Origin of the sequence: Mesorhizobium sp. Pch-S, assembly GCF_004136315.1 — a bacterium.
In the GTDB taxonomy this organism is placed as follows: Bacteria; Pseudomonadota; Alphaproteobacteria; order Rhizobiales; family Rhizobiaceae; genus Mesorhizobium.
The window spans coordinates 2,111,103-2,127,980 of record NZ_CP029562.1; the positions used below are offsets into that span (position 1 = coordinate 2,111,103).

General features: G+C 63.3%; 13 protein-coding genes. 6 read left to right on the forward strand and 7 right to left on the reverse strand.

Annotated elements, in window-relative coordinates; translation table 11 throughout:
- Window positions 1-13: 13 nt before the first annotated feature.
- From C1M53_RS09620 to gcvA, 4 genes are all read right to left on the reverse strand, one after another.
- The gene (locus C1M53_RS09620; RefSeq protein WP_129412047.1) at window positions 14-1,312 is read right to left on the reverse strand and encodes an ABC transporter substrate-binding protein; all 1,299 of its coding nucleotides are present in this window, start codon (window positions 1,310-1,312) and stop codon (window positions 14-16) included.
- A 114-nt stretch (window positions 1,313-1,426) separates the two neighbouring features.
- On the reverse strand, window positions 1,427-2,842 hold the full coding sequence (locus C1M53_RS09625) for a hypothetical protein (protein WP_245488504.1): 1,416 nt from the start codon (window positions 2,840-2,842) through the stop codon (window positions 1,427-1,429).
- 43 nt (window positions 2,843-2,885) lie between these two features.
- Complete coding sequence (pncB, locus tag C1M53_RS09630) at window positions 2,886-4,190, reverse strand: nicotinate phosphoribosyltransferase (protein WP_129412049.1); 1,305 nt, start codon at window positions 4,188-4,190, stop codon at window positions 2,886-2,888.
- A 276-nt stretch (window positions 4,191-4,466) separates the two neighbouring features.
- A complete protein-coding gene (gene gcvA / locus C1M53_RS09635; RefSeq protein ID WP_129412050.1) occupies window positions 4,467-5,438 on the reverse strand; it encodes a transcriptional regulator GcvA in 972 nt (323 codons plus the stop codon).
- 248 nt (window positions 5,439-5,686) lie between these two features.
- On the opposite strand from gcvA, the gene speB reads away from it, so the two are divergent.
- The 5 genes from speB (at window position 5,687) to C1M53_RS09660 (ending at window position 10,886) form a co-directional block, all read left to right on the forward strand.
- On the forward strand, window positions 5,687-6,739 hold the full coding sequence (speB, locus tag C1M53_RS09640; protein WP_129412051.1) for an agmatinase: 1,053 nt from the start codon (window positions 5,687-5,689) through the stop codon (window positions 6,737-6,739).
- 126 nt (window positions 6,740-6,865) lie between these two features.
- A complete protein-coding gene (locus tag C1M53_RS09645; RefSeq protein ID WP_129412052.1) occupies window positions 6,866-7,954 on the forward strand; it encodes an ABC transporter substrate-binding protein in 1,089 nt (362 codons plus the stop codon).
- A 252-nt stretch (window positions 7,955-8,206) separates the two neighbouring features.
- Window positions 8,207-9,244 (forward strand): ABC transporter ATP-binding protein, encoded by a 1,038-nt coding sequence (locus tag C1M53_RS09650; protein WP_129412053.1) that lies wholly within the window; start codon window positions 8,207-8,209, stop codon window positions 9,242-9,244.
- Window positions 9,241-10,095: an ABC transporter permease gene (locus C1M53_RS09655; protein ID WP_129412054.1), complete on the forward strand. Its 855-nt coding sequence runs from the start codon at window positions 9,241-9,243 to the stop codon at window positions 10,093-10,095. The genes C1M53_RS09650 and C1M53_RS09655 overlap by 4 nt, the downstream gene beginning before the upstream one ends.
- Window positions 10,092-10,886: an ABC transporter permease gene (locus C1M53_RS09660; RefSeq protein WP_129412055.1), complete on the forward strand. Its 795-nt coding sequence runs from the start codon at window positions 10,092-10,094 to the stop codon at window positions 10,884-10,886. Before C1M53_RS09655 ends, C1M53_RS09660 begins: the two co-directional genes overlap by 4 nt.
- Before the next feature lie 13 nt (window positions 10,887-10,899).
- Here the strand turns inward: C1M53_RS09660 and C1M53_RS09665 are convergent, their stop codons facing one another.
- The 3 genes from C1M53_RS09665 to C1M53_RS09675 all read right to left on the reverse strand — a co-directional run bounded on the left by C1M53_RS09665 (window position 10,900) and on the right by C1M53_RS09675 (window position 13,965).
- Window positions 10,900-11,886: an NAD-dependent epimerase/dehydratase family protein gene (locus C1M53_RS09665; RefSeq protein WP_129412056.1), complete on the reverse strand. Its 987-nt coding sequence runs from the start codon at window positions 11,884-11,886 to the stop codon at window positions 10,900-10,902.
- Window positions 11,883-12,458, reverse strand: coding sequence for a TetR/AcrR family transcriptional regulator (locus C1M53_RS09670; protein ID WP_129412057.1), 576 nt, complete (start codon window positions 12,456-12,458; stop codon window positions 11,883-11,885). The genes C1M53_RS09665 and C1M53_RS09670 overlap by 4 nt, the downstream gene beginning before the upstream one ends.
- 97 nt (window positions 12,459-12,555) lie before the next feature.
- Window positions 12,556-13,965, reverse strand: a complete 1,410-nt coding sequence (locus C1M53_RS09675) for an MATE family efflux transporter (protein ID WP_129412058.1) — start codon at window positions 13,963-13,965, stop codon at window positions 12,556-12,558.
- 362 nt (window positions 13,966-14,327) lie between these two features.
- On the opposite strand from C1M53_RS09675, the gene C1M53_RS09680 reads away from it, so the two are divergent.
- On the forward strand, window positions 14,328-16,757 hold the full coding sequence (locus tag C1M53_RS09680) for a penicillin acylase family protein (protein ID WP_348630035.1): 2,430 nt from the start codon (window positions 14,328-14,330) through the stop codon (window positions 16,755-16,757).
- Window positions 16,758-16,878 lie beyond the last annotated feature (121 nt).

Here is a 16,878-nt window from a genome sequence, read left to right on the forward strand (position 1 = left end):
GACGACAGGATCATCACAGGGACTGCTTGGTGTAGTCGGCCTCCGGCTCGTACATGCCGTCTTCGATCGCCGTCTTGTGCACGACCTTGAGCTTGCCGCCCTCCAGCTTGGAGATGTTCTGGTGGCCGAAGCACTGGTGGATCTTGCCGTTGAAGAGTTTCTTGCCTTGCGGATGCTCCGGCCCTTCGGCGAATTCGGTCATTGCCTCGGTCGCCTCGACCAGCTTGGCACGATCTTCCGGCCCCTTGTAGCCGGCATCCTCCATCGCCTTCTTGATGACGTAAAGCGTTTCCCAGCAGCCGAACATATGGGCGGCGGTGGAAACGTCCTTGGCGTCGGCAGCGGAGGCACCATTGTCGTCGATGCCGACGGCGGCGCGATAGGCCTTCTGCGCGTCGGTGTCGTCGGCCTGGGCATAACGCGGCGAACCTTCCCAGAAATGGCTGCCATCGAGATATTCGAGGCCGGGGCTGTTGATGTCGACCGCCTCCAGCGAGTCGATGAAGCCGAACAGCTTCGGCCCGGTCGAACCGTAGAAGTCACCCAGTTCCTTGACGAAGGTCAGCACCGCCGGCCCGACCATGACGTGGTAGATGGCATCGGTATCGGACGGTATCTGCGGGAAGTACTTGGTGAAAGAGGATTCCGTCGGCGGGATGGCGATCTTTGCCACGACCTCCGCGCCGGCTTTCTGCAGGGCGGGCGGCAGGTAGTCGCGATGGTCGTAGCCGAAAGCATAGTCGGGGAAGATCATGGTGATCTTCTTGCCCGCGTTGGCGGCGATCCATGGTGCCACCGACGTCACCTGTGCACGCACGTCGGTGATGCCCGGCTGGAACACGTAGCGGTTCAGCTTGCCGGACGCGACGTGATAGCCTTCCGACACGACATAGTATGGAATCTTCAGTTCGCCAGCGGCCGGCGCAGAGCCGACGACGACATTCGAGAACAGGGTGCCGTAGACGATGTCGACCTTGTGCTGGTTGGCAAGCTTGGCCACCACTTCGGCACCGCGGGCGGCATCGGTGCCGTCATCCTCGATGACCACTTCGATCGGGCGGCCGTTGATGCCGCCGGCGGCGTTGATCGCCTTCACGGCCGCAGCCGTGGTTCTTTCGTACCAGCGGCCATAGGCGGCGCCGATGCCGGTGCGATGCGCCTGGAAGCCGATCTTGATCGGGGCAGAGCTCTGCGCCTGCGCATAACGCACGAAACCAGGCGCGGCAGCCAGGCCGGCGCCGGCTGCCAGTCCTTTCAGGACCGTACGGCGGGATGCCTTGCCCTTGGTCAGGTCGAAGAAGCGGCCAGTCATCGAATTCCCCCTCATGGCATTGACCCGCAGCCGACGGTCGACTGCATGAAATCGCGAGGCAAACCAAGCATCAAACCCCAGCCAAGGCAAGCGAGCATTGCCGGCAACAGGAGGTCATCCGGCAGTGGGCGTGGAGAGCAGCCAGAGACCGAAAAGCGTGTAGGCAACCATCAGCACGGTGAGCGGAACCTGCAGCAAGGCCGCCTGCGACGTTGCAGGCGCCAACCTGGATGCCGTGACATGGGCGACAAGCACGGCCAGGATGTGCCCGCCTACGATCAGGGCCGCCTGGATGTTCCACAGCCACCGGGCAGCGTCCGCACCAGCGGCGATGCCGGCGGTGACCGGCATATGCGCCGTTCCGAACAGGTTCCACCCTCGGGCGAAGGGGTCAGACAGGGCAACCAGCGCATACTGGCCGTTGACAAGAACATCGGTGAGGTAGTGCGCGATGTGATAGGCAAGCGCGATCGGCACAATCGACCAGACCAGCAGCCCTGCAAGCTGAACGAAAGAAAAGCGGTTCCGCGCCAGTCGGCGGCCGAGCAGGATCGCGACGGCAAACAGCAGCGCCAGCAACAGAAACGTCGCGACGAGACCCGTGCTGCCCATGCCCATCATCGCGGTGCGGCCGGGCAGTTCGAGCGGGTTTATACCGTTCAGGCCGAGCCAGAAGAAGGTCCGCATCAGCCCGTCGAACGAGACCGACGAAAGGGCAAGCAGCAGGAATGCGGCAGCGCTCAACGGCAGCGGCGACGCATCGAGCAATTTCGCACCCGGCCAGCAGAGCGACAACCTGCCGGCGGCGTCACGGTCAAGCAGCGAGAACCGCGCCAGCATGGAAAAGAAGACGCTCAGGAACTCGCCGCGGCTGCTCCAACGCTCATAACCGAAGGCCAGCATCATGACGAAGCTGAGCAGCCAGTAACCACCGGCCGCGATCGCGAGTTTCGAGGGATCGTCCGGCGCGGGATAGATCAGTTCGAACCAGGCGAAGCCGAGGAAAAACAGGAACGCCGGCCAATAACCGAGCCACGGTGGCATGCGCCTTCGTCCCCGGTTGGTGCCGGTCAGCCAGGCGAGAAGCCGGCAGGGTCCATACCATGGGTTCAGCCAGGACCACAGATTGCCCAACACCCCTTGCGCCAGGGTCATGCCGGTCCACAACAGCGTCCAGATCGTCAGCGGCAAAGGATTGGAAAGAGGATCGCGGCTGCCCCAGAACCCTGCCGCGATGAGCGCAGCAAAAACGGCGAAGGAAAGCAGGCTGGCCACGGCTCGTGCAGTGTCCGGAAACCGGAAAAGAGGCAAGCGCCCGCGCCAGAGACGGCCCAGCGCCTCAGGCGACACCAGGCTCAATACCAGGAAGGATGCCGCCACCGCAAAGGCGCCGCCGGCGAGGTAGTAGTTGGTCGGCAGAAGCAGGACGTGGCCGCGATCGGAAGCATGCGCCAATGCCTGCGCGGGGAGAAGCGGGATCGCACAGACCGACGCAGCGAGCGGGGCCCACCGATTTTGTTGCTGACTCAACCGCTTGCTCATCCGGAAAATGGCAAACCGGAACCCGCCTTGCCTAGACCTTTACGAGCTGGCGCACCCGCGCCTCCTCGCCGAAGATGCGGATATAGCGGTCGATCTCCTTTTGATCACCCGTTGCTTTCGCCGGGTTGTCGGACAGCTTCACCGCCGGGCGGCCATTGGCCTCGGTGACCTTGCACACCAGCGAGATGGCATTGAGCCGGTCGGTCGGCACCGGCGCGCAATCCTCGAAATCATTGGTGAGGTTGGTGCCCCAGCCAAAGGACATGCGCACCTTGCCCTCGAAATGGCGATAGGTCTCGATGATGGTGTCGACGTCGAGCCCATCGGAGAAGATCAGCAGTTTCTGGCGCGGATCCCGACCACGCTCGCGCCACCACGAGATGATGCGTTCGCCGCCTTCGATCGGCGGGGCGCTGTCGGGGCGGAAGCCGGTCCAGTCGGCAACCCAGTCGGGCGCGTCGCGCAGGAAAGCGGCGGTGCCGAAGGCGTCAGGCAGCACGATCAGCAGATTGCCGCCATAGTAGCGCTGCCAGTCCTGCAGGACCTTGTAGGGGGCCTGGCGCAGTTCGGCCTCGGAATTGGCAAGCGCTGCAAGCACCATCGGCAGTTCGTGCGCGTTGGTGCCGAGCGCTTCGAGATCATTGTCCATCGCCAGCAGCACGTTCGAAGTTCCGGTAAAGGCCTCGCCGATGCCTTCCTTCAGCGCCTCCACGCACCAGCGCTGCCACAGGAACGAGTGGCGCCGGCGCGTGCCGAAGTCGGAGATGCGGATGCCGGGGAGTTGCTTGAGACGCTCGGTCTTGGCCCACATCTTGGCCTTGGCGCGCGCATAAAGCACGTCGAGTGAAAACGGACCGAACGCCTTCATCGCCGAGCGCGAGCGCAATTCGTTGATGATGGCGAGCGCCGGGATTTCCCACAGCGTGGTGTACATCCAGGGGCCGGAGAAGGAGAGTTCGAACTGGCCGTCGCGCCTGGTCAGTTCATATTCGGGCAACCGGAAATTCTCCAGCCAGGCAAGGAACTCCGGCTCGAAGATCTGCTTGCGGCCATAGAAATTGTTACCGCCCAGCCAGATCATCTCCTTCTTGGTGAAGCGCAGGGTCCTGGCGTGGTCGAGCTGGTCGCGCAGTTCGCCGATATCGATCTCGTCGGCGAGCCGTACCTTGGTCTTGCGGTTGATGAGCGAGAAGGTGGCGTCGACCTTGGGGTACATGCCCCAGATCATCTGCAGCATCAGCAGCTTGTAGAAATCGGTGTCGAGCAGCGACCGCACGATGGGGTCGAGCTTCCAGGTATGGTTGTAGACGCGCCGCGCAATGTCAGTCTTGGCCATGTCCGAAACCCGCTTCCACCCGATCCGTTACCGGATAGGCCTCTTAGCATCGAAATGATTAACGCGCTTCCCGCATCGCGACCGCGAGGCAGGAAGACATGAACATGGGGGCATTGCCGGCGCTTGTCGAGCCGGTCCTATAAGAGAGGTCCTGGCTGTTGAAACATCCAGGACGCCTCAATCGCCGGCGTGGCCCGTCCGGGCCGCTTGGCTTTCGCGCCAACGGGCGCGGCGCGCGGTCGCGCGCTCCAACGGTCAGTCAAACTGATCGTTGGATTACTCTTCGGATTTTGCCACCAGTTGCAGCATGGGTCGCTTGCGACGGGTCGACAGTCTGGTCGCAACCGGCTCGGCGCGACCGTCAGCTTCAGCTTTTTCAGCGAACAGCCAGTCGACGAAGAGCTGCACGATGGGCGTGGAGCGCATTTCGTTGCGGCAGATGACATAAAAATCGTCGACCGCCGGCACCGAGAGGCCGAACGGCACGATCAGCTGGCCCATCGCCAGCAGGCGGCTGGCGGTCATCGTGTCGCCAAGCGCCACGCCATGGCCATGGAGTGCCGCCTCGATCGACAGGCGGGCATCGTTGAACTGATGGCGCCGGCAGACCCGCTCGAGATCGAGCGCATCCGCGGCGGCAAGCCAGGTGTGCCACTCGCGTCCATCGTCGCCATGCAGCAGGACGTGGTCGGCAAGGTCGCGGATCGAGCGGATCGGCCGGTTGTTGGCAAGCGTCGGGCTGATGACCGGAAACAACTCCAGCCCTGACCATTTGCGGATCCAGCAATCGCTCCAGCTGCCGTCGCCATAATGCACGCAGACATCGATGTCGGGCTGGCGGATATCACGCGCATCGTTGGAGGCGAGAAGTTTGAGCCGGATGTCGGGATAGCGCGCGGTGAACGAGCCGAGGCGCGGGATCAGCCACAGCGACAGAAGCGCCGGCACGCAGGATACGACCAGCGCGCCGCTGCTGGCGGGACGGGTCAACCGTGCGGCGGCAGCGGCGATGCCCTCGAAGGCACCGGATACTGCCGGCAATAGCTCGGCACCGTGCGGCGTGAGTTTGAGACGCGAACCAATCCGCTCGAACAGCTTGACCCCGAGCGACTGCTCCAGTGCCTTGATCTGGTGGCTGACCGCACCGTGGGTGACATGAAGTTCAGCGGCGGCCTTGGAAAGCGAGCCATGACGGGCGGTCGCTTCGAAGGCCCGCAAGGGATTCAAGGGGGGAAGGCGACGGGTCATAAGCCGATGTCAAGGCACAGTGTGAGATTTCCTAACAGCCAGCGCTATAACAATATCAATTGATTTTCCATCCGCAGCCTCCGACAATCCGCGGCAATCAATCATAAAAACACGGTATCGCAGGCAGCCGGAACTGGTTCATGCCCCGCATCGGAGGCACAGCGGCTCGCCAGTTTGATATGGCACATCATCCTTTCCGAAAATCGATCCCGATTTTCGGGGTCATGTGCAGCAGGAGGAGTTGCAGGATGGGTTTCGACAGAGGCAAGCTCGACGCGTTGCGCCGCAAATATGGCGAGAGCCATGGCGGCGAGTTGTTCGATCCGAAGTTCCGTCGGGTGGCCGACAAGATCTTCTCGAAGGGCGGCACCCGTCTTGCACCCTATTCCGGCATCCCGACCTTCCTGACAGCGCCCTATCGTGAAGTTGCCGCCGACAATCCCGATTTCGGCGACCTCCAGGTGGCAATGATCGGTGTGCCGATGGATCTCGGCGTCACCAATCGTCCGGGCTCGCGTTTCGGTCCGCGTGCGCTGCGCACCATCGAACGCATCGGCCCCTACAACCATGTGCTGGATTGCGCACCGACCCACGAACTGCGCGTGGCCGATATCGGCGACGTGCCGTTCCGCAGCCGCTATCGGCTGGAAATGAGCCATGAGGATATCGAGAAACGCCTCAACCAGATCGTCGATGCCGGCGTCATCCCGCTGTCGGTCGGCGGCGACCATTCGATCACCCATCCGATCCTGAAGGCCGTCGGCAAGGAGCGGCCGGTCGGCATGATCCATATCGACGCGCATTGCGACACCGGTGGCGCCTTCGACCAGACCAAGTTCCACCACGGCGGCCCCTTCCGCAACGCGGTGCTGGATGGCGTGCTCGACCCGTCACGCACCATCCAGATCGGTATCCGCGGTGCGGCCGAATATCTGTGGGAGTTCACCTACGAATCCGGCATGACCGTCGTGCATGCCGAAGAGGTTCCAGGCCTCGGCATTCCGGCCATCATCGAGAAGGCGCGCAAGATCGTCGGCGACGGCCCGACCTACATCTCCTTCGATGTTGACAGCCTCGACCCTGCGTTTGCGCCCGGCACCGGCACACCGGAAGTCGGCGGCCTGACGACGCGCGAAGTCCTGGAGCTGCTGCGCGGGCTGAAAGGCCTCAACATCGTCGGCGGCGACGTCGTCGAGGTCGCGCCGCAATACGATTCCACCACCAACACGGCGCATGCCGGCGCGCAGGTGCTGTTCGAGATCCTATCGCTGATGGTGTTCAGCCCGGCGCTGAAAGGATGACGGTGTGCTGGATGGAAGCATGATCCCGGAACCGGTTCTCGGAACAGATCATGCTCTATCCAGTGACGCCATTTTATAAGAAAACCATAAGGGAACCCGGCAAAGCCGGAACAACGGAGAACAACGATGACCGAGATCATGAAGACGATGCTCAGCCGGCGCAGCGTGCTTGGCGCCGGCGTTGCCGCCGCCGGCGTGCTGGCGATGCCCGCCATCCTCCGCGCCCAGGAAAAGTCGCTGAAGGTCGGCGTCTATGGCGGCTATTTCAAGAAGTCGTTCGACCAGCACATCTTCCCGGAATTCACCAAGGCGACCGGCATTACCGTGGAATCGGTGGCCGAGCCGACCGGTGAAGCCTGGCTGGTGCAGCTGGAGCAGGCCGCCAAGGCCGGACAGGCGCCGGCGGACCTTTCGATGATGTCGCAGACCTCGACGCTGAAGGGCCAGTCGACCGAGCTGTGGCAGCCGCTCGATACCGCCAAGTTCAAGCACTATGGCGACCTGCTGCCGCAGTTCATCAACAAATATCCGGACGGCCGTGTCGCCGGCATCGGCGCGGTGGCCTGGTACATCACGCTCGTCACCAACACCAATGCCTACAAGGAAGCGCCGACCTCGTGGGACGCGCTGTGGGACAAGGCCAATGCCGACAAGCTCGGCCTGCTGGCGCTCGCTTCCAACTCCTTCCTGCTGGAAGTGACGGCGAAGACCTTCATGGGCGGCACCAACGCGCTCGACACCGACGAAGGCATCGACAAGGCCTTTGCCAAGCTCGCCGAAGTGAAGCCGAATGTACGCCTGTGGTATCGCGACGAGGCGCAGTTCGAGCAGGCGCTGAAGTCGGGCGAGATCCCGATGGGCCAGTACTACCACGACGTCACCGGCCTTGCCGCCAAGGACGGCCAGCCCGTGCGGTCGACCTTCCCGAAGGAAGGCGGCATCCAGGATTCCGGCAACTGGGTGCTGTCGCGCGCCTCGAAGAAGGTCGACGAAGCGCATGCCTTCATCGACTATATGAGCCAGCCGGCGATCCAGGGTCTGATGTCGCGCAATGTCGGCACCGCACCAACGCTGAAGCGCGAGGTTCTCGACCTGAAGCCGGAAGAATTCGCGGCAGTGTCTTCCGACATCGCGCCGATCATTCCGCGCTACGACCTCTATGTGTCGAAGGCTGATGCGATCAATCAGAAATGGACCGAGCTGATCGTCGGCTGATCACCCGCCGACTTTTGTAACGATATCTGGAGCCCGCTTGGATCAGGATGACGTTTGATTGGACGCCATCCTGATCCAGCTCTCTACCAAAGCATGATCTTTTCCGAAAACCGGGTCCCACTTTTCGGGATCATGCTCCAGCGGACTCCATATCTTCGCATCGACCGCTCGCCCGCCTTCCGCTAGTTTCGAAGGCGACTGCGGCACCGACCGCACCATCCGCATGCACGACCAGCCAAGCAGGATAACGCCATGCCCGGATTGTCCATAAATTCGATCACCAAACGCTTTGCAGATTTCGCCGCCGTCGACGATGTCAGCCTGTCCGTCCCGGACGGAAAGTTCATCTGCCTGCTTGGCCCTTCCGGCTGCGGCAAGACCACGCTGCTGCGCATGATCGCCGGGCTGGAGGAACCGACCAGCGGCGCCATCGTGCTCGACGGTGACGACATCACCCGCGTGCCGACGCACAAGCGCAATCTCGGCATGGTGTTCCAGTCGCTGGCGCTTTTCCCGCATCTGACGGTCGGCGAAAACATCGCCTATGCGTTGCGCATCCGCGGTGCCTCGAAGGACGACCAGCGCAAGCGCGTCGAGGAACTGCTGGCGATGATCCATCTGCCGGGCTTCGCGGACCGGCCGGTGGCGAAACTCTCGGGTGGCCAGCGCCAGCGCGTGGCGATCGCCCGCGCACTGGCGCTGTCGCCGAAACTCTTCCTGCTCGATGAGCCGCTGTCGGCGCTCGACGCCAAGCTGCGCGAAGCGATGCAGGTGGAACTGCGCCAGCTGCAGCAGCGCCTCGGCATCACCACCGTGGTCGTCACCCACGACCAGCGTGAGGCGATGACCATGGCCGATCTCGTCGTCGTCATGGGCAAGGGCAAGATCCTGCAGGCCGCCTCGCCGATCGAGATCTACCGCAAACCTGCGGATGCCTTCGTCGCCGACTTCATCGGCATCACCAATCTGCTGCCCGCCGAAGCCGACAGCGCCGGCCGCACCACGGTACTGGGGGCGGCCGTACCCGGCGTCGCCCTGCCATCGGGCTCGGCCAAGGCCACCATCTCGATCCGTCCCGAGGACATCCATTTCTCGACGCCCGGCGCCGGCGCGATCCCGGGCACGGTCAGCTTCGTGCGCGATCTCGGCGGCACGGTCGAAACCTTCGTCGAAGCCGGCGGCACCACCATCGTGGCGGTCGCCACGCCGCGCGAGCGCCCCAATGTCAGCGTCGGCCAGGCCATCGGCGTGGTGCTGCCGCCGGAAAGCTGCGTGGTGCTGCAGCCATGAGACGAGAACCGGCCAGGGCCCTTGCCGACTATACGCCGCTGTTCTTTCCGGCACTGATGCTCATCGTCTTCTTCGTCGTGCCGTTCTCGATCATGATCGCGGTGAGCTTCTTCAAGCGCAATCCGTCCGGCTTCTACACGCCGGATTTCGTGTTCGACAATTACGCGCGCTTCCTCACCGCCTTCTTCGGGTCGGTGCTCGGCTTCTCGCTGCTGCTGGCGATCCTTGTCGCGGTGTGCTGCGTCGTGATCGCCTTTCCCTTCACCTATCTGCTGACCAAACGTCCCCGCGCGGTGCAGACGCTGTGGCTGGTCGGGCTGCTTTCGGTGCTGTCGCTGTCGGAAGTGATCATCGGCTTCGCCTGGTCGACGCTGTTCTCGCGCACCGCCGGCATCACCAACCTGTTCGTCGCGATCGGGCTGATGAAGGAGCCGGTGGCGCTGCTGCCAAGCTTCTGGGCGGTGCTGACCGGCATGGTCTATCAGGCGCTGCCCTATACGATCCTCGTGCTCTACCCCGCTTTGGTCAGGCTCGACCCGACATTGCTGGAAGCCGCACGCACGCTGGGCGCCTCGCCGGTGCGTGCCTTCTTCAACGTGGTCACGCCGGCGCTGCGCAACACCATCGTGGCGACGCTGATCATGGTGTTCGTCTTCGCGCTCGGCTCCTACCTGCTGCCGCAGATCCTCGGCCGGCCGTCGAACTGGACGCTTTCGGTGCTGATCACCGATCAGGCTATCTACCAGTCCAACATGCCATTCGCCGCGGCGATGGCGGTGTTCCTGGTGCTGATCTCGCTGGCACTGGTCGGGCTCACTTTGCTCGTCGGCCGCAAGGAGAACGCGCTATGACCGTGCTTCGCCGGCTTTACTTCGTCCTCGTTGCACTGTTCCTGGCAGCACCGCTGATCGTGGTGGCGGGTGTCTCGGTGAATCAGAAGCAGGAGCTGACCTTCCCGCCGAAAGGCTTCTCGCTCGGCTGGTACGGGCAGATCTTCAACGATCCGGAATGGCGGCTAGCGCTGATTCATTCCGTCACCCTGGCCATCTGCTCGGCGGCGATCGCAGTGGCGATCGCGCTGCCGCTGGCCTGGTTCCTGTGGCGGCGCATCGCACCCTGGGCGAACATCTTCCAGGTGCTGGGCCTCGCGCCCTTCATCCTGCCGCCGGTCATCACCGCGCTCGGCTTCCTGAGCTTCTGGGCGACGGTCGGCCTGTTCGGGCAGTTCTACACGGCGATCATCAGCCACGCGATCTTCTTCGTGACGCTGCCGCTGGTGACGCTGTCGCTCGGCTTCGCGTCCATCGACCGCTCGCTGGTCGAAGCCGCGTCGACGATGGGCGCCGACGACCGCACCGTGCTGAAAACAGTCGTGCTGCCGCTGATCCTGCCCTATCTGGTCTCCGGATTCGCCTTTGCCTTCGTGCTATCGCTCAACGAATACATCGTCGCCTACATGACCATCGGCTTCACCACCGAGACGCTGCCGATCAAGATCTTCAATGCGCTGCGCTACGGCTACACGCCGACCATGGCGGCGGTGTCGATCTTCTTCGTCACGGTGGCTGCGCTGGTGTTCGGGGCGATCGCTTATTTCGGCGACATCCGCAGGCTGCTCGGCGCAATGTCGTCGGACAGCTGAACGGCGACCCTGGTCATGACGGGCTCGCCACCATCGCGGGCCCGTAGCTTCTCAGCCCCTCGGCGCGTGACGTTCTTCCGACATAGCCCAGCTCGCGACGTGCAGCGGCATCATCGATCCCAAACTCCCGCCCGATCATGCGTACCATCGAGCGCGAAAGCGGCGGGTCGTTTTTCCTCCGCGTGACGGCCCAGATGGCATCGAGCGTGCGGCCGACCGTGGAAGCGAGCCGGTAGGGGATCGAGCGCAGCCTGTCGATGGACAGTCCCTGCAGCTTCGCCAGCGCCGCGACGAATTCGCGAAAGGTCGGCCGTTCCCGATCGCTGATGAAGAAGGCATGCCCACCCTCGCCGCGCTCCAATGCGCATTGCACCGCCTCGACGACATTGTCGACATGGCAGGTTGAAAAGGCATAGTCACCACGATCGATGAAGGCGAACTGCCCGGACTTTATCGCCGTCGGCAGTGCGCGGCTGAACGGATCGCCCGGCCCCCATATCGCCGGCGGGCGCAGCGCGATGGTTCGGAAGCCGGGCTTGTTGGCGGCCAGCACGATCGCCTCGGCCTGCGCCTTGCTCGCCAGATAGGCGGAAGAATGGTTCGGGAATGTTGGCGCGCTTTCATCAGCGTGACGGATCGCCGAACCGGCATCGTCCATGATGATCCCGGCCGCGCTGATGTAGACGAAGGTCCTTGCGCCGGCTTTCTCGGCGGCCTTCAGCAGCGCTGCGGTGCCGTCGACATTGGTGCGGAAATAGGGTTGGCGAGGCCCCGAAAAGCGAAACAGCGCGGCCGCATGCACGACGCTGTCGATCGCTGGCAGGGACAGGGGCGCACGGCTCTCCAGATCGGCGTCGACCGGTGACGCGCCCAATGCCTTCAGCCGGCCATGGGACGATGCGGAGCGTGTGAGGGCAAACACTTCGTGGCCAGCCTCCACCAGTCGCGGGATCAGGCGCCCGCCGACAAGACCGGTCCCACCCGTGACGAGGATTTTCATTGCGATCGATCCTTTGAAGGAGAATTCAGGATGGCCTGCATGGCATTCTCGCGGATGTTCTCGAGGACAGCAGGCATGGGCGGCGGCGTCTTGCGCAGCCGGGCTGTCACGTGAAGCAGCGATGCGGCATTCGCCGAGGCCCATACCAGGTCGGCCGCCACCTCAACCGCCAGCACCAGGCGACCTTCGGCAGCGATCGCCGCTATGCGCTCGATCAGCAGCGCGTGCGCCTCCTCGGCCGCAGGCATCTGGCCGCCCTTGAGAACACGGCCCATCATCACCGCGTAGAGCCTCGGGCGGGCTGCAGCGAAGCGCACATAGTCGTCCCAGCCTTCGCGGAGCGCCGTCACCGGGTCGGGAGACTGGACCGCTGCTTTCTTGCTTTCGAGAAATTGCGCGAACGCTTCCGCGATGGCTGCGCTCAGCAGGCCGTCAGCGCTGCCATAGTGATGGTAGAGTGTGGGCGCGGTGACGTTCGCGATCGCACAGACATTGCGCGTCGAGAACTGTTCCTCGCCCTCTTCCTCGAGAATCTTCAGGGCCGCAGCCAGCAGGGTTTCGCGTGTATCCATACGCGCTATATAGCACCGCTATAGAGACGAGTCTATAGCAGTGCTATACTGAGACTGCCACCGCGCATTCATGATCGATGCAACGGGCCCAGCCCGATCAATGCATGGCGATCGCGCCCGACTTTGCCGGCAGGTGGTCGCGGCGCAGCCAGCGGCCGAGCAGCAGCACGGCGACGACCGCCAGTCCGGTCGAAAGGCCGATCCAGATACCGATGCCGGCGAAACCGAAATGGAAGGCAAGTAGCGCTCCGAGCGGCAGGCCGACACCCCAATAGCCGACCGCCGCGTAGATCATCGGCACCGTGGTGTCGTGCAGGCCGCGCAGCATGCCGGCACCGACGGCCTGGGCACCATCGACGATCTGGAAAAGCGCGGCGAACGCCAGGAACGAGACGGCGAGGCCGACAACCTGGCTGTTGACCGGATCATGCACGTCGATGAAGCCGGAGATCAGCACGCGCGGCCACAGGATCATGGTGAGCGCGGTCAGCGACATGAAGCCGACGCCCATGGCGTAGGAGGTCCAGCCGGCGCGGCTGATGCCGTCCTTGTCGCCGGCGCCATAGGCAAGACCGACGCGCACGGTGACAGCCTGGTTGAGACCCAATGGCACCATGAAGCTGATCGAGGCGATCTGCAGGGCGATGGCATGCGCGGCGAGCGACGGCGCGTTGATCAGCCCCATCAGGAAGGCAGCGGCATTGAAGATCGTCACCTCGAAGGCCAGGATGCCGGCGATCGGCAGGCCGAGCTTCATCAGCGCCCTGAAGCGCGGCCAGTCGGAGCGCCAGAAACGGCCGAACAGGTGATAGCGGCGGAACTTCCTGTGCCGGGTCACCACCAGGGCCATGCCGATGAACATCAGCACTGACGAGATGGTGGTGGCCAGCCCCGAGCCGGCGATGCCCATCCTGGGCGCGCCGAGATTGCCGAACATGAACATCCAGTTGAGCAGCACATTGGCGCTCACCGCAATGAAGACGATGACCAGGGCCCAGCCGGGACGCTCGAGCGCCGATATGAAGGACCTCAGCACGATATAGCCGTAGAACGGCAAAAGAGCCCATTGCAGCCAGTGGATATAGATGCCGGCCTGATGCGCAAGCACGGGATCCTGGCCCATGGCCAGCAGGATCCGTTCGCCGTTCCAGAGGAACAACCAGATCGGGATGGCGATGAAGATTGCGGACCAGAGACCCTGGCGCACGGTGCGGCGTACGTCGCGCACCGAATGGCGGAAGCGGCCGAGTTCCGTCGCCATCATCGGCGAGGTGGCCAGCATCAGGCCGAGACCGAAGATCATCGGCATGAAATAGAGGTTGGACCCGAGCGCGCCGGCGGCGAGCGTTTCGGAGCCCAGCCGGCCCATCATCATGACATCGGTGGCCGTCATCGCCGTCTGGCCGAGATTGGTCAGCACCATCGGCCATGCGAGCGACAGCGTTGACTTGATTTCGGAGCGCCAGAGGCTTCCCGGCGCTCTCACACCGGCTTCGATCGCGGACATTGTCTTATACTTCCCGTTGCGGCGCATCGGCATCAGCCGGAAGCCGCATCTGGCCGAGAACGGAATGGCTCCCGGCTCAAACGGGTTTTCGTTGAATGCCGGAACCTTGGCAAGGGCTCATGCCAATGAAAAATTGATCCAGCTTCGGGTCATTTGCAGGAAACCCATTCATTTTCGACGGCCATATCGCCAATCGGTTTTCCGGATTGCCGCATTCGGCCGCCGCAGACCTGTCGAACGCCCGGTCTGCTGCCGAGCCGGTTGTACCAACCGTTCATGGACCGTCGGTCCAATTGGCGCGTCAGCTTGTCATCCACCGACTGGCCATGAATACTTTTGCAGGCGGGGCGCGGAATGGAGGAATGATGCGCTCTCTTCGCTTGGCCGCTTCGGCCGCCCTGCCTTACGCCTTGTCCGTCCTGCTTGCCGGTCCGGCACTCGCCGACATGTCCACTGCGGTGCGCTCCGACACCTATCCGGTAAAGGGCCTCGACCAGCCGGCCGAAATCCTGATCGACCACTGGGGCATCGCCCACATCTACGCCAGGAGCAACCGCGACGCGCTTTTCCTGCAGGGATACAACGCCGCCCGCGACCGCCTGTGGCAGATCGATCTGTGGCGCAAGCGCGGACTGGGCCGGCTGGCGGAGAGCTTCGGCGAAGATTTCGCCGAGCGGGACCGCGCTGCCAGGCTTTTCCTCTTCCGCGGAGACATGGACACGGAATGGGCATCTTACGGCCCGAACGCGAAAAGCTTTGCGCAAGCCTTCGTCGCCGGGGTGAACGCTTATGTCTCGGAAGTGCTGGCCGGCTCCAAACCGCTCCCGATCGAATTTTCGCTGAGCGGGTCAAAGCCGGAGATCTGGGGTCCGGAAGACGTGGTGCGGATCCGCAGCCACGGGCTGACGCGCAACGTCTCTTCGGAAGTGAAGCGCGCCCTGGTGACCTGCAAGGCCGATATCGATGCAGACCGCCTGCGCAGCAAATTGGAGCCGGATTGGAAGCCCGAGGTGCCGCAAGGCTTGGACCCCTGCATCATTCCGGCCGATGTGCTGAAAGACTATGACTGGGCGACCGATTCCGTCGACTTCAGCCCACCCAAGAAGAAGGCGGAACTCTACGATCCGCAACCATTCCTCGACAGGGCCGACGGCACGGTCGACACCATCGGTTCGAACAATTGGGTGGTTGCTCCTGCGCGCACCGCGACGGGACGGCCGATCCTGGCCAACGATCCGCATCGCGCCCATAGCGCGCCGTCGCTGCGCTACATCGTGCATCTCAACAGCCCCGAAATGTCGGTGGTGGGTGCCGGCGAACCGGCGCTGCCCGGCATCTCCATCGGTCACAACGGCACGATCGCCTTTGGGCTGACGATCTTCAACGTCGACCAGGAAGACCTCTACGTCTACGAGACCAACCCCGACAATCCCAACCAGTACAGATACAAGGACGGCTGGGAGGACATGAAGACGGTCGAGGAAACGATCGCGGTTCGCGACGGCGAGCCGCGCAAGGTCTCGCTCAAGTTCACGCGGCACGGACCGGTCGTGAAAACGGACGGCGAAAACCACCGGGCGTTCGCGGTGCGCAGCGTCTGGATGGAGCCGGGGACCTCAGCCTATTTCGGTTCGTCGGACTATATGACGGCGAAAAACTGGAACGAATTCCTGACAGCCATGAACCGCTTCTATGCGCCTTCGGAGAATCAGGTCTACGCCGACACCCAGGGCAATATCGGCTGGGTGGCGGCAGCCATGACACCGGCACGCAAGAACTGGGACGGCCTGCTGCCGGTGCCTGGCGACGGCCGCTACGAGTGGGGCTTTCTGAAACGCGACGACCTGCCCAGCGTCTACAATCCGGCCAAGGGCTGGTTCGCCACCGCCAACCAGATGAACCTGCCGGAAGGTTATCCGGTGAAGGAGCGCAAGGTCGGCTTCGAATGGGCCGACCCTTCACGTTATGAACGGATCGCGCAGGTTGTCGCCGCCAACGACAAGGTCACGCTGGCCGATTCGATGAAACTTCAGAACGACGATGTGAACCTGTTGGGTGAACGGGCCGTCAAACTTCTCAAAGCGGTCGAGTTGCCTGCCGATGCCTCCACCGAGGTCAAGCAGGCCGCGGAGATGCTGAGGACCTGGAACGGATCCAACGACATCGACAGCGCTCCGGCTGCGCTCTACGAAATGTGGATCAGCCAGCACCTGCCCAAGGCGCTGATCGCGCGTGTCGTGCCGGAAGTCGCCCGCAAGACGATCGGCAAAGGCAGCGGGACCGCAACCATCGACATGCTGGAGGCGGCAGACGAGCGCCTGGGGAAAGACCCTCAGGCGACGAGAGCCGCCGTGATTTCGGAAAGCCTTGCCTCGGCCGTCGCGGCGCTGAAGGAACGGCTCGGAAATGACATGGACAAATGGCGCTGGGGCGACCTGCATCGCGCCGTTTTCAACCATTCGCTGTCGCCGACCGTCTCGAAGGCAATGCAGGAGCAACTCACGGTCGGCCCCTGGGCAATGTCCGGTTCGTCAACGACGCCTCATGCGGCAAGCTACAATCCGGACTTCACGCTCATGTCCGGGGCATCGTTCCGAATGGTCCTCGACGTCGGCGGCTGGGACAACAGCCGTGTCATCAACACGCCGGGTCAATCGGGCGATCCGTTCAGCCCGCACTACAGGGATCTCGCGCCGCTCTGGCTCACCGGCGACTACGTGCCGCTGCTCTACTCGCGCGAGGCGGTCGAAGGTGGGGCTGCGACGCGGATCTCGCTGACGCCGGGCAAATAGACCGGCCGATGCAGGCGGGCATCGTTGCCTGCCTTCCGCTCCGGACAGATCCTGCTGTCCGGAGCCACAGCATCAGGTTCGATCCGGCAGAATGCGGCGTGCAGGAATTCAGTTTATTTTG